The organism is Thermanaerothrix daxensis, assembly GCF_001306145.1.
In the GTDB taxonomy this organism is placed as follows: Bacteria; Chloroflexota; Anaerolineae; order Anaerolineales; family Anaerolineaceae; genus Thermanaerothrix; species Thermanaerothrix daxensis.
The window spans coordinates 894,431-918,859 of sequence record NZ_LGKO01000002.1; the positions used below are offsets into that span (position 1 = coordinate 894,431).

The following is a 24,429-nucleotide window of genomic DNA, read 5'->3' on the forward strand; positions in this document are numbered from 1 at the left end:
GGTGGGGGTTGGGGGAGCCCTTAAGCCTCAGGAGGCGGGAGCAGTTCGAAAATCAGGCTCTGTTCGTCTACCGCACCCACATCGGGATAGATCATTCGAACAATCAAACGGTATTGTGTTTGCGGAACGATTTTTCGCAAGTGTAGGGTTATGACCAGGCGATAGTCTACGTTCTCGATAATGTGGGCTGAGGTGATTTCATGGCCTTCGAGATCGGTTATGGTGACTTCAATATTCGGCGGCTGCTGGAATGGGGTGATATCCATTAAGACGCGTACTTTGCGCCCCTCTGGCCACGGCTCTACTTTCACGGATTTGAAGCGCACTTGGGAGGGAGGCAGTGCGTCGGGGTCAGGTTGCAGTGGGTGGTAGCGTAGCATAAGTGCCTCTAAGGTTTATGCGCCAGGAACAGGCGCCTGTGCCAGAAAGGTTTGTTCTTCGGCCTCGGCGACCCGAATGCCTTCGTGCTCATTAACCCGAGTGAGCAGTAGCATGCCCAGGACGAAGAAGATGATTAGTGAGATGATACTGAAACGGCTTCCCCCCATCAGTCGGCTTACGATCCCAAAGACCAGAGGGCCCACCGTCCCGGCGATTTTCTCGCTTACCCCAAAGAACGAATAAAATTCAGCAGACTGGCTCTTTGGTACCATGCGCCCAAAGAGCGAGCGGCTCAATGCCTGACTTCCTCCCTGAACAGTGGCTACAGCAAAGCCCAGCAAAAAGAAGTGCAAAGGCGTGCGCAAGAAGTATCCTCCAATGGCAATAGCGGTGTAAATGGCCAGACTCAACAGGATGGCAGGTTTGGTGCCCATCTTTTTTGCCAGCCAGCCAAAGAGGATGGCAAAGGGGATGGCGACAAACTGTACCATCAACAGTGTACCGACCGTGGTCTCAATGCCGAAGCCCAGTTCGGTGCCATAAATAGTAGCCATGTAAATAATCGTGCCGATCCCGTTATTGTAGAGCCAAAAAGCCACGATGAATTTCATTAATTCACCGTACTGGCGAATATTACGAAAAGTGCTGGCCAGACGGGTAAAACTGGCTTTTATGGGATTGAAGCCTGTCTCATTGCTAAGAATGCGCCGGGGTGGTTCAGGAACAAAACGCCATAGGGGAATGGTGAAGGAGAACCACCACACTGCCACGGTAACGAAGGCAAGACGGGTCATCACGGTGGTCAAAGTGGCTTGATCGAGAGCTAGACCGGGGAGTAAAGAGGGAAGAACTTTGGGCCCAAAGAGAATCATGGCCATATTGATTGCTAGTAGAATACCTCCCCCTGCATAGCCCATGGCATAACCCCGCGAAGAGACCTGATCAATTTCATCTGGCGTGGCAACATGAGGGAGCAGGGAATCGTAAAAGACATTCGCCCCCGAAAACCCGATGCTGCCCAAGATGTAAAAGAGCGAAGCCATTATCCAGTCGCCGCGCTGAACAAAATAGAGCAATGCGGTGCCCAAGATGCCCATCAGAGCAAATGTGGTTAGAAAGCGTTTTTTGGCACCGCTGAAATCGGCCATGGCTCCCAGGATGGGGCCTAAGACCGCTACCAGCACCAGGGCGATGGTCGTGGTGAATGCCCAATTCGAGGTTGCCTCATTAGGAGGCAGATCTGCTGCGGCAACAGAGGCGTAATACACGGGAAGGACGGCGGCCATGATGGTGGTGGCAAAGGCTGAATTGGCCCAATCGTACATCGTCCATGCCCAAATTGCGCGACGATGTTGTTGTGCTTCTTCCATGAGTGGCACCTCTTAATGGGGGTTATAGAGAGTATTATACGTCCCAACAGTTTTCTGTGGGATTAACCCGGGTTAAGAGATCTTAAAGTTTTTACGGAGTTGCGAGAGTACCCTCAGGAGAGGTTAATGGGATTAGAATTAAAGGTCTAGGTTGAATATATGGATAATAGTTCCTGATCAGGTAATCGGGTTGAGGTATCGGTATGACACAGAATAAAATTCGGGTGGTCGGTGCACGTGAGCACAATCTGAAAAACATCACGGTTGAAATTCCGCGCGATAAACTGGTGGTAATCACCGGTCTGTCGGGTTCGGGCAAGTCCTCATTGGCGTTTGACACGATTTTTGCCGAGGGACAGCGACGCTACGTAGAATCACTCTCGGCATATGCTCGCCAGTTTTTGGGGCAAATGGAGAAGCCAGATGTGGATTACATCGAAGGGCTTTCTCCCGCAGTTTCGATTGACCAGAAAGCTACCTCTCACAATCCGCGTTCAACGGTTGGAACGGTAACCGAGATTTACGATTATTTACGTCTACTCTTTGCACGGGTGGGTATCCCGCACTGCCCGGTTTGTGGACGGGAAGTTGTGCGCCAATCTGCTCAGGAGATTGTGGATGCTTTGCTAGCGTTGCCCGAAGGCACGCGCCTCATCTTATTAGCGCCAGTGGTGCGTGGACGCAAAGGTACATACCAGGCGGTGTTTGAAGAGATCCGTAAAGCCGGCTTTGTGCGGGTGCGCGTGGATGGCAAAATCTACAGCCTGGATGATGAGATCACCCTGGATCGTTACAAGATTCACAACATTGAGGCGGTGGTAGATCGGTTGGTTATCCGACGCGAAGGGGATGGGGAAGAACAACGCACATTTCTCTCGCGGCTCACCGACTCGGTTGAAACAGCGTTGAAAGTGGGTGAAGGGTACCTGATTGTGCAAAATGTCTCGGTAGATCCACCCCAGGATCTGTTTTTCTCAGAGCACCTGGCTTGCCCAGAACATGGGGTCAGCCTTCCTGAGATTGAACCGCGTACCTTCTCTTTCAATACTCCGCATGGAGCCTGCCCGGATTGTCAGGGTCTGGGGAGTCGTCTGGAAATTGACCCCGATTTGATCATCCCCGATAAGGATCGTTCGCTTAATGATGGTGCCATTGTTGCTCTGGAATGGAATGGTCCTCGCGAACAAGGGGGGTATTACTGGCAGATGGTTGAAGCGGTAGCGAAAGCCTATGATATAGACCTTGACGCTCCTGTATCTAGCATTCCGGCCGAAAAACTGAACAAGATTCTTTATGGCACAGGGCGGGAAGAGGTTCGGGTACACCTGCATGGGCGCAACGATCGCCACGCCAGTTATGTAACCGCTTTTGAGGGAGTTATACCCAACCTGGAGCGGCGTTATCGGGAAACCAATTCCGAGTATATCCGCGCCCGGATTGCCGAGTTTATGACTGATCAGCCTTGCCCCACATGTAAGGGTACCCGTTTGCGCCCTGAGGCGCTGGCGGTTACAGTAGATGGGCATAACATTGTAGAGGTCACCGATTGGCCGGTTAATCAGACTCTGGCCTGGATTGAGCGATTGATGGGTGAGGATTCCCCGCTGAGTGAACGTCAACGGGCTATTGCTGATCGTGTGCTTAAGGAGATTAGGGCCCGGTTAGGATTCTTGGTGGATGTGGGACTGGATTATCTTACCTTGCGTCGGTCAGCTAATACGCTTTCGGGGGGTGAAGCCCAGCGCATTCGTCTGGCAACCCAGGTCGGCTCACGATTGATGGGGGTTTTATATGTGCTGGATGAGCCTTCCATTGGATTACACCCGCGTGATAATGCGCGCTTGCTGGCTACTTTGAAAGGCTTGCGTGATTTGGGAAATACCGTCCTGGTAGTGGAGCACGATGAAGAGACCATTCGATCTGCGGATTGGGTGATTGATCTGGGGCCTGGGGCCGGGGAGCATGGAGGATACGTCATTGCCGAAGGACCGGTGGAGGTCATTCTCAATCACCCTCAATCGCTCACAGGCGCATATCTCTCCGGGCGGATGCAGGTACCCATGCCGATCCAGCGGCGGAAGGGTAATGGCAAATGGCTCACAATTGTGGGAGCACGGGCGAACAACCTCAAGAATCTGACAGTACGTATTCCGCTGGGACGTCTGGTATGCATCACGGGTGTTTCCGGCTCGGGCAAGTCCACCTTGATGATTGACGTGCTTTACAAAGCCCTGGCAAAGGAACTGCATGGTGCGCGCACTCAGCCAGGTGAATACGATCGAATTGAAGGAATTGAACACATTGATAAAGTGATCAACATTGATCAATCCCCGATTGGCCGCACTCCACGTTCAAATCCGGGGACCTACACAGGGCTGTTTGATGAGATCCGCAAGTTATTTGCCGAGTTGCCCGAAAGCCGTATGCGCGGTTACAAGGCGGGCCGTTTTTCCTTCAACGTTCACGGAGGGCGCTGTGAAGCTTGTCAGGGGCAGGGGCAGTTACGCATTGAAATGCAGTTCCTGCCAGATGTGTATGTACCCTGTGATGTGTGCCATGGAGCCCGTTTCAATCGCGAGACGTTACAGGTGCGTTACAAGGGATTGAATATAGCGGAGGTGCTGGATACCACGGTCAGCGAGGCGATTGATCTATTTGCTGCCTTCCCCTCGATTGTTAACAAATTACGCACCCTGGAAGATGTGGGTCTTGGGTATATTCGTATTGGCCAGCCGGCTCCTACGCTATCGGGAGGGGAGGCACAACGAGTAAAACTGGCGAGGGAACTTTCGCGCCGTGCAACGGGGCGCACCTTGTACGTGCTGGATGAGCCGTCGGTGGGACTCCACGCCGCCGATGTTCACAAGCTGATTGAGGTGTTGCAGCGGTTGGTGGATGCGGGCAATACTGTTTTGATCATCGAACACAATCTGGATATTGTCAAGGTAGCCGATTACATCATTGATCTGGGTCCCGAAGGCGGTGACCGAGGGGGGCGGTTGGTGGCTGCCGGTACCCCTGAGGAAATTTGCCGGGTGCCCGACTCCTACACTGGCCAGTACTTAAAGCGTTATTTGGAAGAACATCGTTTATTTACGCCGTCTTACTCGGTTTGAGATGCATTCAAAGCGCCTCTCGCCACGCATTAACAAGCGCAGGCAGGTGCTCAAGGGCGTCCTCGGGAGGGTGGAGGTTTAGAAGGGTCCGCATGCGATCTACCCGGGGTTCGTAGCGCACCACCTCGGCGGCGCGAGGAGGTTGAAGCACGAGTTGCGAGGTGGAATTTGTCAATTCCAGAATGTGCTTGGCCAGTTCCAGAATGGGAACACCTTTGCCGTGGCCAATGTTGATGGGTTCACTCGAATTGGGCAGGGAAGTTGCTCGCAGCAGAGCCTCTACGACCTGCTCTACCCACACCCAGTCAATCACCTGTTCTCCCCCGAAGACGATAAGGTCTTTGCCGCGGAGGGCGTTGCGAATCCAAACCGGAATGACCCGTTCTGTATCACGCGGACCATAAACGTGAGACAGGCGGAGGACCGATATGGGCAGATGATAAACTTCCTGGAAAACCTGACAGTAGACCTCGGCGGCCACTTTGCTGGCACCGTAGGGATTTTTACTGCGCAAGGGATGGGATTCATCCACTGGCAAGTGGCGAGGTTCGCCGTATACTTCACCCGAGGATGTAAAAACGACTCTGGGGACTTCAAGGTGGTGAGCGGCTTTAAGTACGTTGAAGGTGCCGATTACGTTGGTTTCAAAACAAGCGTCCACTCGTGCCACGCTTCCCATGATTCGGGTCTGTGCCGCCAGGTGGTAAACCAGTTGACAGCCCCGCATGGCATCTAGCACGTCGCCGTAGCGGCGTACGTCGCCGTGGACAAAAGAAACGCGTGGGTTGTGGCGATGGTGGGCAATGTTTTCCAACCGCCCCCGCAGTAGGTTGTCTAGAATGATGAGTTCATATTGGGGATGCTGGACTAAACGATCTACCAAGTGGCTCCCGATAAAACCTGCTCCGCCAGTGATTAGCACTTTCATCACATCCCTCGCTTATTCAAAAAATTGGGCCCACCCAAATTTGGGGTGGGCCCGGAAGAGGGGTTCAGCCATTGACAATACCGTTGGTTGCGCGCCCAATGCCGAAATAGGTGAAACCGAGGCTTCGTAAATGCTCGGGATCCCACAGATTGCGGCCGTCCATGATCAATGGGTTGCGCATCAGATGGTAAATGCGTTCAAAATCCAGTTGTTTGAATTCATTCCACTCAGTTGCTAAGACCAGCGCATCCGCGCCTTCGGCGACTTCGTAGGGGCTGGCACATAAAATGGCTTTGGGCAACAGGGGACGCGCGTTTTCCATGGCCTGGGGGTCATAAGCCCGGATTAACGCGCCTTCATTCTCCATCAAGTGGATCAGTTCTAGTGCGGGGGCTTCACGAATATCATCGGTGTTTGGCTTGAAGGAGAGGCCAAGCACGCCGATTACCTTTTCATTAAGGGTGCCCAATGCCTTGCGCAGGCGCATAACAACCCGGCGACGCATGTTGCGGTTGATCTCCATGACGGCCTGAAGGAGTTGGGGGTTAGATCCATGGAGCACTGCCATGTGCGCCAGGGCTTTGACATCCTTGGGAAAACAACTACCACCCCAGCCTAATCCGGCGTCCAGGAAGGCAGGCCCGATGCGCTTATCCAGGCCCATGCCAATGGCGACCTGACGCACATCTGCCCCTAGTTCCTCGCAGATAGTTGCGATTTCATTTATGAAGGAGATGCGTGTAGCCAGAAAAGCGTTGGAGGCATATTTGATCATCTCAGCAGTGCGCAAGTCAGTGATCAGAATGGGGCAACGCAAAGTAAGATACAACTGGGCTACTTTGGAAGCCGCTTCGCGATCCAGCGATCCCAGTACCACCCGGTCGGGGTTCATGAAGTCGTGGATGGCTGAGCCCTCGCGCAGGAATTCTGGGTTGGAGACAACCGAGAATTGCAGCGGACGCCCTGCCCGGCGCTTGCGGATAATGTCGGCTACCCAGTCTCCGGTCCCGACCGGGACGGTAGATTTATTGACCACAATAATGGGGTGATCCACATGATCCGCAATGGCTTCAGCAACCGCACGCACATATTGCAAATCGGCTTCACCATCCACTCCTGAGGGGGTACCCACGGCAATGAAGGCAAATTCGGCGTCTTTGAGGGCTTCGGGGTAACTGGTCGTAAAGGAGAGGCGGCCGGCTCGAACGTTCTGGGCGACCAGTTGCTCCAGTCCTGGTTCGTAGATGGGCATGATGCCCTGTTTGAGTTTTTCAATGCGATTTTCATCAATATCCAAACACACAACTTTGTTACCAAGATCGGCGAAGCAGGTACCCGTGACGAGTCCTACATAACCGGTACCAATGACGCAGATGTTGCTCATGGTTGTATGACCTCCTGACAAAATTATAGCCGAAACCGAGTGAATGTTTGGCATGGATGCAAGACTATGGATGCAAGACTATGGATGTTTGTCATATGGGTTGGTGAGGGGTTTCGGATGCTTTAACTTGTAAACTGATGTAAAATGTCAGAGAACTTAAGAGGGGATTTTCAAAGTTCGTTTTGATTTGAAATGTATATGGATGTTTTGGCCAAAGAAAGGAGAATGAGCCTATGCCTGCAGAAATCATTGATGGAAAAGCGGTGGCGGAGCAGATCCGAGCCGAGGTCAAACAGGCGGTTGCAGAGCGTGTGGCCGCAGGCAAGACAGTGCCGGGTCTGGCGACGGTGCTGGTGGGGGATAACCCCGCCTCTCAGGTTTATGTGCGCAGCAAGCGCAAAGCCTGTGAGGAAGTGGGTATCCAATCCTTTGGGTTTGAACTACCGGCAACAGCGACCCAAGACCAGGTGGAAGGATTGGTTAGGGAATTAAATCAAGACCCCCGCATTCACGGCATTTTGGTGCAATTGCCACTGCCTGATGGGTTGGATGAGGAGCGGGTTTTGGGAGCGATTAGCATCCAGAAGGACGTGGATGGTTTTCATCCTCTCAATATCGGACGACTGGCACAAAAGGGACGGGAGCCGCTCTTTGTTCCCTGCACCCCGGCTGGCTGTCTCTATCTCATCGAACGCGTTGTGCCCTCCTTGCGTGGGTTGAATGCAGTGGTGCTGGGCCGTTCAAACATTGTTGGAATGCCCATGGCGTTGCTCTTGGTACGAGCGGATGCCACGGTTACGATATGCCACTCACGCACACGCGACTTACCCGCTGTAACCCGCCAGGCGGATGTGCTGGTGGCAGCAGTGGGACGTGCCGAGATGGTACGTGCGGATTGGGTCAAACCGGGAGCCGTGGTGATTGATGTTGGCATCAATCGCATTGAAGATCCCACTCATCCCAAAGGGCAGCGCCTGGTCGGTGACGTGGCATTTGAGGAGGTGCGTCAAGTGGCGGGTTATATTACCCCGGTGCCGGGTGGCGTGGGGCCTATGACCATTGCCATGCTGCTGAAAAACACCTTAAGGGCCGCGGAACTGGCAGAAATGTGACAAAAATCATATTGTCAGACAATTGACAAAATGACAACTTTCGGTTAATCTATAAGCGTCCAGGTGATCAACAGGGCAAGCCGTGACCAAATCTCCTTTCTTCCTCCTTCCTGAGTGGTTGGCGTAACCATGTCCACCCTCCTTGTCAAGCATGCCGCGCTTCTTATCACTATGGATGACCTCCGTCGGGAGATTCCCGAGGGAGGTCTTTTTGTCCGTGACGGGTTTATTGAGCAGGTGGGTCCCACGGCTGAATTGCCGGCAACTGCCGATGAGGTGTTAGATCTTCGCGGGCACATTGTGATCCCGGGATTGATCAATACTCATCATCACTTTTACCAGACTTTGACCAGGGCGGTGCCGGCAGCGCAGAATGCCAACCTGTTCAACTGGCTTAAGACGTTGTACCCCATTTGGGCGCGCATGACCCCCGAGGATATCTACATCTCCACGCAAACGGCGCTGGCCGAATTGGCGCTTTCGGGGTGCACCACGGCGTCAGATCATCTCTATCTTTTTCCAAATGGCTCGCGCCTGGATGATGAGATTGCCGCAGCGCGTGAGGTAGGGGTACGTCTACATGCCTCGCGTGGTTCGATGAGTTTGGGGGAGAGCCAGGGAGGATTGCCTCCGGACAGCGTGGTAGACAGCGAGGAACATATCCTCCGCGACAGCCAACGCCTTATTGAGACCTACCACGATCCCAAACCGGGGGCCATGGTTCAAATCGTGTTGGCGCCGTGTTCACCGTTCAGTGTGACCGGGGACCTGATGCGAGAGAGCGCACGCCTGGCGCGGCATTATGGCGTTCACCTGCATACCCATCTGGCCGAAACGCAGGATGAGGAGGTTTTCTGCCTGCAGAAGTTTGGCTATCGTCCGGTGGCTTACATGGAAAGCCTGGAATGGGTGGGAGAGGATGTCTGGTTTGCTCACGCCGTGCACGTCAACGCGATGGAGATCCAGGTGTTTGCTCGCACCGGATGTGGGGTGGCGCACTGTCCGGGTTCCAACATGCGCTTGGCCTCGGGGATTGCCCCGGTGATGCGCTACCTGGCTCATGGGGTCAAAGTTGGGCTGGGGGTGGATGGTTCGGCCAGTAACGATAGTTCGCATTTATTGGGTGAAGCACGGCAGGCCATGTTGCTGGCACGTCTGGGTGCGGCGCTGGAGGGGGCTTCGCTCTCCAGCGAGGATGCACCGCCACTGATGACTGCCCGTCAAGCGCTGGAACTGGCGACACGTGGTGGGGCGGCTGTGCTGGGGCGCACCGACATAGGGTCGCTGGAACCGGGTAAGTGTGCCGACTTTGTGGCTTTTGATCTGAATGCGCTGGATTATGCAGGTGCACTCCACGATCCGGTAGCGGCGTTAGTCTTCTGTCAGCCCCAGCGAGCGAGTTATACCGTGGTACATGGCCGTATTGTTGTCAAAAACGGGGTATTGCAAACCCTGGACTTGCCGCGTCTTATTGAGCGGCACAATCGTGCTTCCCGGCGTTTATTGCAAGGCTAGTTTACAGTTGAACTTCTTGTAGGTTGTTCATTGCGCTCTTGTCAGGGCCTTTTACCAGGAGGAGACCATGTCCAAGTCTATTACCCCTGAAATGACCCGTCGTCTGGTTGATTGTGCCATGGGGCGCTTGCCCGCTGATAAGGTTATTCGTAATGGCCGTTGGGTATCTGTGCAGACCGGAGAAGTCATTCCCCACACTGATGTGGCCATTTTGGGTGAGCGTATTGCCTTTGTGGGGCCGGATGCGAGTCATACCATCGGCGAGAAGACCGAGGTTGTGGATGCCCAGGAGGCGTATCTCGTACCTGGTCTGTTGGATGCCCACATGCATGTCGAGTCGGGCATGTTAACGGTGACGGAGTTTGTACGCGCTGTGGGCCCGCATGGCACAACGGGGATGTTCATTGACCCGCATGAGATCGCTAACGTGTTCGGGTTGAAAGGCGTGCGGTTAATGGTGGATGAGGCTATTGTGCAACCCATTCACGTGTTTGTGCAAGTGCCTTCTTGTGTCCCCTCAGCACCGGGTTTGGAGACTCCGGGTGCAACCATTGGTCCAGAGGAAGTAGCCGAGGCAATGACCTGGCCGGGGATCATCGGTCTGGGTGAGATGATGGATTTCCCGGGGGTTTTCCAGAGCCGTGAAAAACCCCACGCTGAAATGGCTATCGCACGCAATGCAGGTAAAACCATTGGCGGTCATTATGCTTCTCCGGACCTGGGGTTGCCCTTCCATGGGTATGTGGCCGGGGGTGCCGAAGACGACCATGAGGGAACGCGGTTAGAAGATGCAGTAGCCCGCGCTCGTCAGGGAATGCGGGTGATGATGCGCTACGGTTCGGCTTGGCATGATGTGGCGACCCAGGTGCGCGCCGTGACTGAGATGGGACTAGATCCGCGCCGGTTCCTGCTTTGTACGGATGACAGCCATTCCGCAACCCTTGTGCAGGAAGGGCACATGGATCGGGTGATTCGTCATGCCATTGCTCAGGGCCTGCGGCCTATTACGGCTATCCAGATGGCTACGATCAATACGGCTGAGCATTTTGGCGTAAGCCGAGATTTGGGGATGATTGCCCCAGGGCGTTATGCCGACATCCTTCTGGTTCCCGATTTGGTAGATTTTCGTCCGGCGGCAGTCATGGCCAAGGGCCGGTGGATTGCCCGTGAGGGACACTGGTTGATTGAGTTGCCGAGCATCACTTATCCGGAATGGGCATTGCACTCGGTGCACCTCAAACGCCCATTGACTGCTGAGGATTTCCGCCTCAGCGTTCCGGATGTGCAGCAGGGGCAGGTAACGGCCCACGTTATCGGCGTCATTGAAAATCAGGCTCCTACCCGGCATCTGCGAATGTCGGTGATGGTAACAAATGGGGAGATCAAACCTGATCCGGAGCGCGATTTGGCTAAAATTGCGCTGGTTGAACGGCATCGTGCCACCGGGATTGTCCAGGTTGGATTGGTGCACGGGTTTGGTTTGACCGCGCGATGTGGTATTGCCACAACGGTGGCTCATGATAGCCATCATCTCATCGTTGTTGGTACCGATGAGGCGTGCATGGCGCAGGCTGTCAATGCCCTGGCAGAGTGCGGGGGTGGCCAGGTGGTTGTGAAAGATGGTGAGATTATTGGAAAAGTTGAGTTGCCCATTGCCGGCTTGATGTCGAATCAACGTGCCGAAGTGGTGGCGGCTCAAGCCGAGAGCGTTCTGGAAGGTTTTCGGGCCTGTGGATGCAAATTAAATAATCCTAATATGCAATTGAGCCTGCTGGCCCTGGTGGTCATTCCCGAGCTACGTATTTCTGATCTGGGCCTGGTGGATGTAACACAGTTTAAATTCATCCCGGTTGTAGAGAGGTGAGATGGAGAATCAACATCCTTACCAGCGTTTGCAAGTACAGCTGGCCGAATTGATCGCCAATACACCGCCAGGTCAGCGGTTACCCTCAGAGCCCCAATTGGCAAAAGATCTGGGCGTTTCGCGCGCCACTTTACGCGAGGCCATGCGCTCCTTTGAAGGGCAGGGACTCATTCGCCGCCGCCAGGGGAAGGGCACGTTTGTTGTTCAACACCCCCGGGTCATTGAGTCGGGGTTGGAGGTGCTGGAGAGTCTGGAGACTCTGGCGCAACGTATAGGGCTGGAAGTGCATATGGGTGAGTGTACTATCACCCGCTTAAATGCGGATGCGCTGGTGGCCGAAGGTTTGCGCGTTGAGCCGGGAACCGTGGTTGTGCGGGTGGAGCGCGTTATTCATGCAGATAGTCGCCCGGTGGCTTTTCTCATTGATATCCTGCCAGAGGATATCCTGACGCCCGAAGAACTCAATGAGGGTTTCACAGGTTCCGTGCTGGACTTCCTTTTACACCGTGGTGTGCCTCAACTTGCAGACTCCTTTACTGAAATTCGAGCGGTGGCGGCGCCCTCAGATATTGCGCGGCGTCTGGAGATCCAGCGCGGGGATGTGCTACTAATGTTCCAGGCTCAGCTTTTCGATGCCGGTGGGCGGGTGGTAGATTTTTCCCAAAGTTATTTCCTGCCGGGCTATTTCCGTTTCCACGTCGTGCGTCGGGTGGGAATACCCGTTAGCTCGCTTGAGTTTGAAGCGCAAGGAGGAGGTGCCAAGCCGGTTGGATAAAGGCTAAAAATGTGTCAAATTGCTGTGCCTTACAGCGTGTATCACAACTTATAACAACACCTATTCTAAAACATTCGGAGGTTTAAGCCATGCGTAGTTTTCTCGGTCGTGACATTCTCTCTTTGAAAGATTTTGAACGTGAAGAGTTCTTCCGCATCTTTGAGGTGGCTGAGCAAATGGAACCCATTGCTCGTAGTCGCCGCAACAGCAATTTGCTGGCCCATAAGACGCTGGTCACGGCTTTCTATCAACCCAGCACCCGCACCCGCCTGGCGCACGAGGCGGCAATGCATCGCTTGGGTGGTCACGTGACTGGTTTTGCGGATGCCAAAATGACCCGCGCAGGCGACTGGTATCAGGAGTCCATTAAAGATACCGTCAAAATGCTGGAGTTCTACGGTGATGTGATTGTGATGCGTCACTTCCAGCAGGGTGCTCCTCATGAGGCGGCCAAGTGGGCCAGTGTGCCGGTGATTAATGCCGGAGATGGTTGGGGTGAACACCCAACTCAGATTCTCACCGACCTTTACACCGTACTGCGCGAGAAGGGCCGCATTGATGGCTTGAAGTGGCTGGCGGTGGGTGATATGCGCATGCGCACCATGCACTCTCTGGCTTATGCGCTGACTCAGTTCGACTGCCCGGTGACTTTCGTGGCTCCGCCTGAAATGTCGTTGACTGAGGAGTTCAAGGCTGAGCTGCGCCAGTACAGCCTTAACTTCAAGGAAGCTGAGCACGTCGAGCAGGTGATCCACGAGGCAGATGTCATCCTGGTTGAGCCGGTGGTGCAGCCCGATTACACCAAGGCCCGTGATGAGCGCAAGGGTGACGTTGGGCAGACTCCTGCGAATTACAAGATCACCCGTGAATTGCTAGAGCGCAAGGCCAAGGAAGGGGCTATCCTGCTGCACTCCCTGCCGCGCATGGATGAAATCCCGACCGATGTGGATATTACCCGCTGGTCGCGCTACTGGCAGGAAGCCTTCTACGGTGTCGTGGTCCGCATGGCCATCCTGGCGCTGGTTCTGGGCGCAATGGAGTAGTTTGAATGATGCGGCTCTGAGAGTCGGGTTTGTAGACTCTCAGAGCCACATTTTGGATGAGAAAGGAGAGTAAAGATGCAAACCTATTTACGTGGACGTGATCTAATCGGTGATCTGGACTTTTCGAAAGAAGAAGTTGAAACTGTGCTGGAGGTGGCTTTTGACCTGAAGCGCAAGCGCGCTTTGGGTGAGCCCACCCCCTACTTGCGGGATAAAGTTCTGGCCATGCTGTTCTTCTTCAGCAGCACCCGTACTCGCGGTTCTTTCGAGGCAGGCATGGCTCATCTGGGTGGTCACGCCGCTTTCATCGAGAGCCGCACAACCCAGATTGCCCATGGCGACACGCCGAAAGAGATTGGTGAGATCTTTGGGCGCTATTACGATGGCATTGCCATCCGCCATGTAGACTGGGGGGTAGGGAACAAGTACATCACCGAGGTGGCGAAGTACTCGCGTGTGCCGGTGCTGAACATGCAATGTGATATTTACCACCCCTTCCAGTGTCTGGCTGACCTAATGACTATCTTTGAGAAGAAGGGGCGTGACTTGCGCCGCAAGAAGATGGTGGTTTCCTGGGCTTATGCGGCTTCCTACCAGAAGCCCATCTCGGTACCGCAATCCCTCATCCTACAGATGCCGCGCTTTGGGCTGGATATTGTCCTTGCGCATCCACCCGAGTTCCGCCTGATGCCAGAGATCATGGATATGGCGCGGGAACAGGCGCGCAAATACGGCACCGGCTTTGAGGTCGTGGATGACATGGACGAGGCCTTCAAGGATGCCGATATCATCTATGCTAAGTCCTGGGGTGCACTGGTCCACACCACCGATACTGAAGAGGGTGCGCGGTTGCTTCAGAAGTACTCGAATTGGATTACCGATGAGCGTCGCATGGCGCTGGCCAAGCCAGATGCCATCTATATGCACCCGCTGCCGGCTGATCGCAATATTGAGGTAACGGATGGCGTCATGGATGGGCCGCAGTCAGTGGTGTACGATGAGGCCGAGAATCGTATGCACGCTCAGATGGCCGTCATGGCTCTGACCATGGCCTGATGATAAAGATTCCTTAAAAACAGAGGTGAACGGCATGGAACGTAAAGGTGTAGCGGTAGTTGCAGTAGGTGGAAATTCACTCATTAAGGATGCCCAGCACCAAACGGTGAAGGATCAGTACGAGGCGGGTGCCGAGTCTATGCACCACATTGCCGGTATGATCGCCGAAGGCTGGGATGTGGTCATCACGCACGGGAACGGTCCCCAGGTAGGTTTTGTATTGCGCCGCTCGGAGTTGGCTCGCCACGAGTTGCACGAAGTACCCCTGGATGTGTGCGGCGCGGATACACAGGGCGCTATTGGCTATATGTTCACCCAGGCGCTTTATAACGAGTTTCTGCGCCGCGGGATGAATAAAAAGGCTGTGGCTGTGGTGACCCAGACTGTGGTAGATCGCAATGACCCGGCCTTCAAGAACCCCACCAAGCCGATTGGTTCATTCATGGATGAGAAAACCGCCAAAGAGCGTGCCGAGAAAGAAGGCTGGGTTGTGGTGGAGGATGCCGGACGTGGTTGGCGGCGTGTGGTGCCTTCGCCCATCCCGGTTGAAATTGTGGAAGCCCCTGCCATCCGCACCCTGATTGATGCTGGCTTTGTGGTAGTTGGTGTGGGCGGTGGTGGTATTCCTGTGGTGCGCACCGAAACCGGTGAACTGGTAGGCGTAGAGGCGGTCATTGACAAGGACTTCGGTTCGTCACTGTTAGCCACCATGATCAAGGCAGATGTCTTTATCATCAGCACTGCTGTGGAGAAGGTGGCGCTGAACTACAACAAGCCCAACCAGGTCTGGCTGGATAAGATGACGGTTGCCGAGGCCAAGGCCTACATGGCTGAGGGACACTTCGCCAAGGGCTCCATGCTGCCCAAGATTCAGGCCTGCATCCGCTTCCTCGAGAGCGGTGGGAAGGCGGCTCTCATCACCAACCCGGAGAATCTCACACGGGCCCTGCATGGTGAAACCGGCACCTGGATTGTGCCCTAATTCGTAGGGTGTTGGAGGGGAAGGGTGAGTCTTTTCACCCTTCCCTGCAAAAAGTGAGTTTTAGAAATTCCTTTATCGGTTAAAATACGAGCAATTAGTGTCTTTAGGGGTGGAGTGAATATAAAAAAATGAACCATCAATTTCAGAAAGGAGGTGATCTTCGAACAGAAAACTGCATAGTGTAATTTCAACCCAATCTGTTGGTCCCAATCACTGTGATACCCATTCCCAGACTCTGATTGCTCAATTGTAAGGAGGAGGAAGAACTATGAAACGCACGTGGTTTGTCCTGAGTGTTCTGTTGGTATTGGCCATGTTGCTGGCGGCTTGTCAGCCTGCTGCAACGCCTGCGCCAACCACAGCACCGACCCAGCCGCCGGCTGAGCCTACCAAGCCGGCGGCAGAGCCAACCCAGGCGCCCGAAGTCACTGAGCCAGTGCAACCACAGGAGTTCGTATTTGGGATGCTGCTGGTAGGTCCTTATAATGACCGCGGCTGGAGCCAAGCCCATTACGAAGCAGGTCTCTATGTTGAGGAGAAGGTGCCGGGCGCAAAGATGATCTACATTGATAAGGTTAACCCAGCTGATCGTCCTGGTACCACGCCCGAGCAGTTGGCAGAAGACCTGGTCTCTAAAGGCGCTAAACTGGTGATCTTCAACTCGGATGACATGAAAGATGGTGCTGAGGCCTTTGCCAAGGCACGTCCCGACATTATCGTAATCCACGCTTCGGGTGATGGTGCCTGGAAGGAGGGCAAGAATTACCGTGATCTGCCCAATCTCGGCAATGTGATGGGGCGCATGGAGTACGGCAAGATGATTGCCGGTTGTGCTGCCGCACTCACCACCAAGACGGGGCAGATTGGCTATTTGGGTCCGCTCATCAATGACGAAACCCGCCGCTTGGCGGCCGCAGCCTACCTGGGCGCTCGCTACTGCTGGACGGAGTACCTGGGGAAAGATCCAGCGCAACTTAAGTTCAAAGTCACCTGGATCGGTTTTTGGTTCAACATTCCGGGTGTGACTGCCGACCCGACCCAAGTTGCGGATGACTTCTTCAACAGCAACTACGATGTGGTGATCTCCGGCATTGACACCACCGAGGCGCTGGTTGAGGCAAAGAAGTTCCGTGGCCAGGGCAAAGAGGTCTGGGCCGTTCCGTACGATTATATCGAAGCCTGCAAAGAAGCTGAGGAGGTCTGCCTCGGCGTCCCGTACTTCAACTGGGGGCCGATGTATGCTAAATACATCCAGGAGGCAATTGCAGGTACCTGGAAACCCTCGTGGGATTGGGTTGGTCCAGACTGGAACGACATCAACAATCCGGATACCAGCCATGTGGGCTTTGTGAAAGGCGCGGCACTCTCTGCCGATGCTTCTGCCCAGGTGGATAAGTTCATTTCCGAGTTGGCTGCTGGCTTGAATCTGTGGAAAGGTCCGCTCAACTTCCAGGATGGCACGCCCTTCCTGAAGGAAGGTGAAGTGGCGACCGACCTGCAGGTCTGGTACTTGCCGCAACTACTGGAAGGCATGGAGGGCCAGAGCGTTAGCGAGTAATAGGATAACAAGGGGGAAGGCAGGATTGCCTTCCCCCCATTTGTAAATAGCCGGGTGAGATATGAACGTTGAGCTGATCAACATCCACAAGTGGTTCGGTCCGGTGCATGCCAACGATGGGATCACGCTGAAAATCCCCAGCGGTGTGATCCAGGGGTTACTGGGTGAAAACGGCGCCGGAAAAAGCACATTGATGAAAATTCTCTCAGGGTTTTACCAGGCCGACGAAGGTGAGATCCATCTGGATGGCAAGCCGGTTAAGATCGAATCCCCCGCGGATGCGATCCGTCATGGGGTGGGAATGTTGCATCAAGATCCGTTGGATTTCCCGCCCATGCGCGTGGTAGATAATTTGCTCATTGGCCATCAGGGTGGATTATTCCCTAACCGTGCCGAGGCCATACGAGCCATGCAAGACTTGCAGGCGCGGTTCGGTTTCAATATTGATCCATATGCCTATGTAGACTCTTTAACGGTTGGTGAGCGTCAACAGTTAGAAATCATGCGTTTGCTCTGGTTGGGGGCTCGTGTGCTCATTTTGGATGAACCCACAACAGGGATTAGTGCGAATCAGAAAGAAAAACTTTTTGCTACCCTGCGAGCGTTGGCTGAGCAGGGCATGACCGTCATCTTTGTCTCGCATAAACTTGAAGAAGTTGAGGAATTGTGTCATCGGGTGGCAGTGTTGCGCCAGGGAAAACTGGTAGGGGAAACGACGCCACCTTACCGTACCGAGGAATTGGTTAAGATGATGTTCGGGAAAGTGGTGCTTCCCGAAGACAAGACCCACTTCAGTTCCAGTGATCCTCTCCTACGTTTGGAAAACCTCAGTATTGAGGATTATCGGCTGCAGATTCAGAATGTCACCCTGACGTTGCATCGCGGCGAGGTGATTGGCCTGGCAGGCATGGAAGGTTCGGGGCAACGCCAGTTCCTGCAAGCGTGTGCTGGAATCATTCGCCCGGTAGCGGGCGAGATTTACTTGGGGGAAAAACGCCTGACCGGGCGGCCCTACCGCGAGTTTCTCGAGGCGGGGATCACCTACGTACCCGCGGCGCGTCTGGAAGAGGGGCTGATCCCGGGGCTGACACTGACCGAGCATTTCGTGCTGGCGGAGCCCCAAAACGGGCTGGTTGTCAATCGTCAGAAAGCGGCAGCGCTCACTGCTCAGCGCATTGCGGATTTCTCGATCAAGGGGATGCCAGCCAGTACGGTTGAATCGCTTTCGGGTGGCAATCAACAACGGGCGCTTCTGGCTATGTTGCGTCAACCCCTGAATGTGCTCTTGTTGGAACACCCCACCCGCGGCCTGGATATCGAGTCAGCCATCTGGATATGGGGAAAATTGAAGGAGCGCTGTCGTCAGGGCACGGGTATTATCTTCACCTCGGCGGATTTGGAAGAAATTTTGCACTATAGTGATCGCATTCTGGTTTTCTTCGGTGGCAAGGTTTCACAGCCTATCGAAGCAACAAAGACCAGTGTTGAGGAATTGGGCCAGTTAATCGGTGGCAAGGGATTCTAGGACGAATGGAGCAGCCATGGTAAAGACCTCATCAAGGTGGACCAATCTTGCCTTTCAACTTCTGGCCATTATTCTGGCGCTTGGGTTTACCTCGCTGGTGATGGTGCTGGCGAAGGCAGATCCTTTAGAGGCCTATCGTAATATTGTGATGGGATCGGTTGGATCCTTAAATAAATTCAGTGACGTGCTGGTGGCGTGGGTCCCTCTGTTACTGGCAACCTCTGGTTTGTTGGTGACCTACACGGCAGGATTGTGGAACATTGGCGTGGAGGGCCAGATCACGTTAGGAGCGATTTTCACAACCTGGGCTTTGCGTGTGCTGCAGGATAGTGCGCTCTCCCCAGCGTTGATTATTTTGATTGGATTTATAAGCGGAGCGCTGGGGGGCATGCTTTGGGCAAGCGTGGTGGCTTTCCTAAAGATTTATGGCGGCGTTAATGAGATCTTTGGCGGTTTGGGAATGAACTTCGTTGCAACGGCGTTGACCATCTGGCTGATATTTGGTCCGTGGAAGCGCCCGGGAATCGGTTCGATGAGCGGCACCGAGCCTTTTAAAGAGGCACTTTGGCTGCCCACATTTCCGGGCTTGCGCATTAGTCCCTGGTCGGTGGTAGTAGGGATTGTGGGTATTGTGGTCATTTACTTACTTCTGCAAGGTACCTACTTTGGCTTGAAGTTGAAGGCAGTTGGACGTAACCGGCGGGCGGCTTTTCTGTTGGGGATTCCCACAACCCAGTATATGTGGATGGCTTTTTTGCTATGCGGGCTTTTCGCCGGTCTGGCGGGAGCGGTGCAGGTCTTGGGAGTTTATCATCGCCTGATTCCTTCCATTTCTTCGGGATATGGTTTCCTGGGCATGTTGGTAGCAATGTTGATCAACTATCAACCTACCTGGGCTGCCCCAGTAGCGTTGTTCTTTGCGGCGCTGAATATCGGTAGTATTCAATTGCCAATAGTAATGAAACTCGACTCGACCCTTTCGGGGGTGCTCCAGGGAGCATTGGTCCTTTCAGTTCTGCTGATGGATGGTGTCCGTCAGCGCTTGATGCAGCGACGATGAAGGAGGGCGCATGGATACCACATTGATTATTGGAATTGCAGGTATTCTGGCCTCAGCGGGGCCAATAGTCTTTGCGGCTATTGGCGAAACCATCATTGAACGTGCTGGTGTAATCAACCTATCGGTCAATGGCGCCATCCTTTTGACGGCTATGGCGGGGTTTGCGGTTGGGGTTTCTACCGGGAGTGTGTTATTGGGCATGCTGGCGGGAGCGCTGATTGGCGCGCTGGTGGCTTTGATTGTGGCTTTTGCCAGTATTACACTTAAACAATCTCAGGTTGCGGTGGGTTTTGTTTTGGCGCTTCTATGTCGTGACCTGGCTTACTTCCTCGGTAATCCTTATATGGGACTTTCGGGCCCGCGATTGCCCCACCTACCTATTCCGGGTCTGGCCGATATTCCGGTGCTGGGAACCATCTTCTTCCAGCACGACTTGATGACGTACATGAGTTTTGTGCTGATCGTTCTGGCGTATGTGTACATTTTCCGCACGCGGCCGGGATTGATGTTGCAGGGCATTGGAGAGCGTCCGGCGGCGGCTTATGTGCGTGGTGCGAATGTTAATCTGTTGCGTTACGTATATACGGTAATTGGTGGAGCCCTGATTGGCCTTGCAGGTCCTATGTATTCGCTCAGCGTGAAAGCGGGTTGGAAGGGGACGATTTCGGGATTGGATGGTATTGGTTGGATTGCCTTGGCGCTTACTATTTTCGGAGGCTGGAATCCGCTTCGGGCAGCGCTAGGGGCTTACTTCTTCGCCTTTTTACAGTGGTTGGGACTGGTGCTTCAACCCAGCCTTCCGAATATCCCTTCACAGGTGCTCCAAGTTGCCCCATTCCCGCTGATGATCTTAACCCTGTTGCTGGTTAACATTGGTAATGCCGAGTGGGTGGATCGCACCCTGGCGGGATTGCCCGAAAGAACTCGTCATGCCCTAGCGCGCGTGTTGCGGGCAATGCGAACTTCGCCCCCTGCGGCTCTGGGGATGCCATTTGAAAAAGAATAATCCAATCCATCTGGTTGAGGAGAGAGGCTCATGGGTGATTTCGTGGGTTATCGCTGTTCGTTGTGTGGCACCGAATATCAAGCGGATCAGGTAACGTATACCTGTCCAAAAGATGGGGGTAACTTGGATGTGGTTCTTGATTATGCTGGGATCAAGAGTCACTTTCAGATCAATGATATTACCACCCGTAAGGATTATTCCATCTGGCGCTATTTGCCTTTGCTGCCGGTGCAAGATCCCGGAGGCGAAGGGACACCCTTACGGATGGTGGGATGGACCCCGGTGTATTCTCCGCAACGTCTGGCTCAGGAGTTGAACCTGAAGACTCTGTGGGTCAAGGATGAGGGGCGTAACCCCACGGCTTCCTTCAAGGACCGTGCCAGTGCAGTAGTGGTAGCACGGGCGCGGCAGATTCGGGCCGAAGTGGTGGTAACTGCCTCAACGGGTAATGCAGGCGCTGCGTTGGCGGGAATGGCGGCGGCGATTGGCCAGAAGGCGGTCATTTTTGCACCCAAGACCGCACCTCCAGCCAAAGTAGCGCAATTGCTTGTTTTTGGCGCGCAGGTTATTCTGGTGGATGGCAATTATGATCAAGCGTTTGATCTAACCATCCAGGCCAGCCAGGAGTTTGGATGGTACTGCCGTAACACGGGTTATAATCCCTTTACCGCTGAGGGCAAAAAGACGGCGGCGCTGGAAATCTGGGAGCAGGTCATTTTGAACATGCGCCCTGGTTATCGTCCGCTGTGCGTTTTTGTTTCGGTGGGAGATGGGAACATCATCTCAGGGCTTCATAAAGGCTTCAAGGACCTGGCGGCGCTCGGGTGGCTGGAACAGATGCCGCGCATCTTTGGCGTTCAATCTGAGGGCTCTGCTGCGGTGGCAAATGCCTACTTTAAGGGCACCGAGGTAATTGAGCCGGTAGTGGCTCAGACCATAGCAGATAGCATTTCAGTAGATCTGCCTCGTGATGGTGTGCGGGCTGTACGTGCAGCCCGTCAAACCAATGGGGCGTATATCACTGTTCCGGATAGCGATATTTTGAAGGCCATTGCCGATTTGGGACGGGTGGGCATCTTTGCCGAGCCAGCGGGCGCTACGGCATATGCCGGGCTGAAAAAGGCTTTACGAGAGGGGTTGATAACCCCTGACGATCCTGTGCTGGTGTTGAATACCGGCAGTGGGCTCAAAGATGTCCGGGCCGCCATGCAGGCAGTCAAGGAAGCACCTGTGATCGAACCCACCCTTTCGGCGCTCAAGGCCCACTTGGATCAATCGGCGTGAGGGTTATGGAAACACCTACCTTTTCCATTGTGGTGCCGGTTTACAACGAGGAAGGATGCCTGGAGGAACTATACCGCCGGGTTAAAGCAGTGATGGAAAGCACAGGCGAGCCCTGGGAACTGGTGCTAGTGGATGATGGCTCACGGGATCGCTCCACTGAGATCATCAAACACCTTGCAGAGCAGGACCGACGGGTGCGCCCCATCATCTTTGCTCGAAACTTCGGCCACCAGATTGCGGTGACCGCGGGGCTAGATTATAGTCGTGGTCAGGCTATGGTGATCATTGATGCAGATTTACAGGACCCACCCGAGGTGATCCTTGATCTCATTAGCAAGTGGCGGGAAGGGTATGAAGTGGTTTATGCCGTCCGTACCGAGCGCGAGGGTGAGACCTGGTTCAAGAAGGCCACAGCAGCGGCTTTTTACCGCCTGATTTACCGCATCACCGATGTCAAAATCCCGGTAGATACGGGCGACTTTCGCCTGATGGATCGCAAAGTGGTGGATGTATTAAACCGCATGCGGGAACATCATCGTTTTTTGCGCGGGATGTCAGCGTGGGTGGGTTTTCGTCAGATTGGAGTGCCTTATAAACGTGCGCCTCGCTTTGCAGGGGAGACCAAGTATCCCCTGCGTAAGATGCTGCGCCTGGCACTGAATGCTATTACCAGTTTTTCTTACTTCCCGTTGCAACTGGCCACCTATATGGGTTTTATCGCCGCGGGTTTGGCGATCCTGGCTATACCCTTTGTAATTGTCCTGCGTGCTCTCCAGCCCCAGGCCTTTTTTGGTCAGGCATCTACCCTGATCGCAGTTTTGTTCCTGGGTGGTGTACAACTCATCTCGTTGGGCATTCTTGGGGAGTACGTAGGCCGTATTTACGATGAAGTCAAAGGGCGTCCTCTTTACGTGGTGCGTGAGGCGCCCTCTGATGATCAAACCAACCTATCAATAAAATAAAAGAGGAGTGTTTAAGATGGCAAAGATTGACTTAACGGTCATCCCCGAACGGCGTGAGCGGACCATTCAACGGGTTCGTGAACGCAATATCATTATCCCTACCTTTGCTCAAATGAAAAACCCTGATTTGATCCCCGCTGCGATCAAAGAGGAACTTCGCAACATTGGGTTGTGGGATGTTCATCCGCGTAACCTTTTCCGAATTACCTGGAAGAATGAACCAGTTCCCTTTGGCGGTGGTTTTGGCCCGGTTAATATCCTTGAGTTTCCTAGCAGCCTGACCGGCGTTCCGGCGCGCATCATTGGTCTGGTAGGGAAGTGGTTCCCAACCGGAGCGCACAAAGTTGGCGCGGCGTTTGGATGTTTGGTGCCACGCTTGGTCACTGGGCAATTTGATCCGACTACTCAAAAAGCAGTGTGGCCTTCGACCGGTAATTATTGCCGCGGTGGCGCTTACGATTCCGCGCTACTCGCTTGCGACTCGATTGCCATCCTGCCCGAGGGCATGAGCAAGGAGCGCTTTGAGTGGCTTTCGAAGATCGCCAGCGAAGTGATTGCGACCCCGGGAAGCGAGTCCAACGTTAAAGAGATTTTCGATAAGTGTTGGGAACTGCGTCGCTCTGGGCAGGATCTGATGATCTTCAACCAGTTTGAGGAATTTGGCAACTACCTGTGGCATTATGATGTCACGGGTCACGCGATGGAAGAGGTTCTCAAGCGTGTCATGGGGCCCAAGGACGAATTCCGCGGTGTTGCGATTACGACTGGGTCTGCGGGGACCATTGCTTGTGGTGACTATCTCAAACAGATCTTCCCCAACAGCAAGATTGTGGCTGGCGAGGCCTTGCAGTGCCCCACACTCTTTGAGAATGGTTTTGGTGCCCATCGCATTGAAGGTATCGGTGACAAGCATGTACCGTGGATCCACAACGTCAAGAACACCGATCTGGTGGCCGCCATTGATGACAATGATGTGGTAGCGGTGATGCGCCTGTTCAATGAACCGACTGGCCGGGAGTACCTGATCCGCAAGGGTGTTCCTGAAGAGGTGGTATCCAAATTGGACCTGCTGGGCTTTTCGGGCATTGCTAACCTGCTCACGGCGATCAAGACCGCCAAATATTATGAAATGGGCGAGAACGATATTATGCTCATTGTGCTGACCGATTCGATGGAACTTTACGGCAGCCGTATCCAGGAATACCGCGATCAATTTGGCGAGTTTACGCCCTATCATGCGGCCGAGGCATATGCGCGCAGTTTGCAGGGACAGAGCGTGGATTACTTGCTTGAACTGCGTTACGCGGATCGCCGACGCGTGCATAACTTGAAGTACTACACCTGGGTGGAGCAGCAGGGTAAAACCTACGAGGAAATTTTGGCCCAGTGGTACGACCGCAATTACTGGACCGAGTTGCAAAGCCAGGTGGAAGAGATTGATTCGCTCATAACGGAGTTCAACGAACGCGTTGGTTTGATCAAGAAATATCAGTAGTGGTAGCGAGATG

The 24,429-nt window shown here is 54.0% G+C and carries 19 protein-coding genes; 15 read left to right on the forward strand and 4 right to left on the reverse strand.

Annotated elements, in window-relative coordinates; all coding sequences use genetic code 11:
• Positions 1 to 20: 20 nt before the first annotated feature.
• Both SE15_RS04480 and SE15_RS04485 read right to left on the reverse strand, forming a co-directional pair.
• The gene (locus SE15_RS04480; RefSeq protein WP_054520891.1) at positions 21 to 380 is read right to left on the reverse strand and encodes a hypothetical protein; all 360 of its coding nucleotides are present in this window, start codon (positions 378 to 380) and stop codon (positions 21 to 23) included.
• A 15-nt stretch (positions 381 to 395) separates the two neighbouring features.
• Complete coding sequence (locus SE15_RS04485) at positions 396 to 1,751, reverse strand: MFS transporter (RefSeq protein ID WP_054520892.1); 1,356 nt, start codon at positions 1,749 to 1,751, stop codon at positions 396 to 398.
• Between the two features lie 203 nt (positions 1,752 to 1,954).
• Here SE15_RS04485 and uvrA point away from each other — a divergent pair, with 203 nt between their 5' ends.
• The gene (gene uvrA / locus SE15_RS04490; protein ID WP_054520893.1) at positions 1,955 to 4,867 is read left to right on the forward strand and encodes an excinuclease ABC subunit UvrA; all 2,913 of its coding nucleotides are present in this window, start codon (positions 1,955 to 1,957) and stop codon (positions 4,865 to 4,867) included.
• 7 nt (positions 4,868 to 4,874) lie between these two features.
• On the opposite strand, the gene SE15_RS04495 is transcribed toward uvrA, so the two are convergent.
• On the reverse strand, positions 4,875 to 5,795 hold the full coding sequence (locus SE15_RS04495; RefSeq protein ID WP_054520894.1) for an NAD-dependent epimerase/dehydratase family protein: 921 nt from the start codon (positions 5,793 to 5,795) through the stop codon (positions 4,875 to 4,877).
• 64 nt (positions 5,796 to 5,859) lie between these two features.
• Positions 5,860 to 7,179 (reverse strand): UDP-glucose dehydrogenase family protein, encoded by a 1,320-nt coding sequence (locus tag SE15_RS04500; RefSeq protein WP_054520895.1) that lies wholly within the window; start codon positions 7,177 to 7,179, stop codon positions 5,860 to 5,862.
• Positions 7,180 to 7,412: 233 nt separating this feature from the next.
• On the opposite strand from SE15_RS04500, the gene folD reads away from it, so the two are divergent.
• From folD to SE15_RS04570, 14 genes are all read left to right on the forward strand, one after another.
• Positions 7,413 to 8,291, forward strand: coding sequence for a bifunctional methylenetetrahydrofolate dehydrogenase/methenyltetrahydrofolate cyclohydrolase FolD (gene folD / locus SE15_RS04505; protein WP_054520896.1), 879 nt, complete (start codon positions 7,413 to 7,415; stop codon positions 8,289 to 8,291).
• A 129-nt stretch (positions 8,292 to 8,420) separates the two neighbouring features.
• Positions 8,421 to 9,806 carry an 8-oxoguanine deaminase gene (locus SE15_RS04510; protein WP_054520897.1) on the forward strand — a complete coding sequence of 462 codons (1,386 nt, stop codon included), beginning with the start codon at positions 8,421 to 8,423 and terminating at the stop codon, positions 9,804 to 9,806.
• A gap of 67 nt (positions 9,807 to 9,873) precedes the next feature.
• Complete coding sequence (gene ade, locus SE15_RS04515) at positions 9,874 to 11,670, forward strand: adenine deaminase (RefSeq protein ID WP_054520898.1); 1,797 nt, start codon at positions 9,874 to 9,876, stop codon at positions 11,668 to 11,670.
• A 1-nt stretch (position 11,671) separates the two neighbouring features.
• Complete coding sequence (locus SE15_RS04520) at positions 11,672 to 12,445, forward strand: GntR family transcriptional regulator (protein ID WP_054520899.1); 774 nt, start codon at positions 11,672 to 11,674, stop codon at positions 12,443 to 12,445.
• Positions 12,446 to 12,534: 89 nt separating this feature from the next.
• Positions 12,535 to 13,488, forward strand: coding sequence for an aspartate carbamoyltransferase (gene pyrB, locus SE15_RS04525; RefSeq protein WP_054520900.1), 954 nt, complete (start codon positions 12,535 to 12,537; stop codon positions 13,486 to 13,488).
• Between the two features lie 75 nt (positions 13,489 to 13,563).
• Complete coding sequence (locus SE15_RS04530) at positions 13,564 to 14,544, forward strand: ornithine carbamoyltransferase (RefSeq protein WP_054520901.1); 981 nt, start codon at positions 13,564 to 13,566, stop codon at positions 14,542 to 14,544.
• 34 nt (positions 14,545 to 14,578) lie between these two features.
• Complete coding sequence (gene arcC, locus SE15_RS04535; protein ID WP_054520902.1) at positions 14,579 to 15,526, forward strand: carbamate kinase; 948 nt, start codon at positions 14,579 to 14,581, stop codon at positions 15,524 to 15,526.
• Between the two features lie 268 nt (positions 15,527 to 15,794).
• Positions 15,795 to 17,084: a BMP family lipoprotein gene (locus tag SE15_RS04540; protein ID WP_054520903.1), complete on the forward strand. Its 1,290-nt coding sequence runs from the start codon at positions 15,795 to 15,797 to the stop codon at positions 17,082 to 17,084.
• 61 nt (positions 17,085 to 17,145) lie between these two features.
• Positions 17,146 to 18,609: an ABC transporter ATP-binding protein gene (locus tag SE15_RS04545; RefSeq protein ID WP_054520904.1), complete on the forward strand. Its 1,464-nt coding sequence runs from the start codon at positions 17,146 to 17,148 to the stop codon at positions 18,607 to 18,609.
• 16 nt (positions 18,610 to 18,625) lie between these two features.
• A complete protein-coding gene (locus SE15_RS04550; RefSeq protein WP_054520905.1) occupies positions 18,626 to 19,669 on the forward strand; it encodes an ABC transporter permease in 1,044 nt (347 codons plus the stop codon).
• Positions 19,670 to 19,679: 10 nt separating this feature from the next.
• A complete protein-coding gene (locus SE15_RS04555; RefSeq protein WP_054520906.1) occupies positions 19,680 to 20,675 on the forward strand; it encodes an ABC transporter permease in 996 nt (331 codons plus the stop codon).
• Positions 20,676 to 20,705: 30 nt separating this feature from the next.
• Positions 20,706 to 21,959 carry a threonine synthase gene (gene thrC, locus SE15_RS04560; RefSeq protein ID WP_054520907.1) on the forward strand — a complete coding sequence of 418 codons (1,254 nt, stop codon included), beginning with the start codon at positions 20,706 to 20,708 and terminating at the stop codon, positions 21,957 to 21,959.
• Positions 21,960 to 21,964: 5 nt separating this feature from the next.
• Complete coding sequence (locus tag SE15_RS04565) at positions 21,965 to 22,921, forward strand: glycosyltransferase family 2 protein (RefSeq protein ID WP_054520908.1); 957 nt, start codon at positions 21,965 to 21,967, stop codon at positions 22,919 to 22,921.
• Between the two features lie 16 nt (positions 22,922 to 22,937).
• Complete coding sequence (locus SE15_RS04570) at positions 22,938 to 24,416, forward strand: pyridoxal-phosphate dependent enzyme (protein WP_054520909.1); 1,479 nt, start codon at positions 22,938 to 22,940, stop codon at positions 24,414 to 24,416.
• The last annotated feature ends 13 nt before the right edge of the window (positions 24,417 to 24,429 follow it).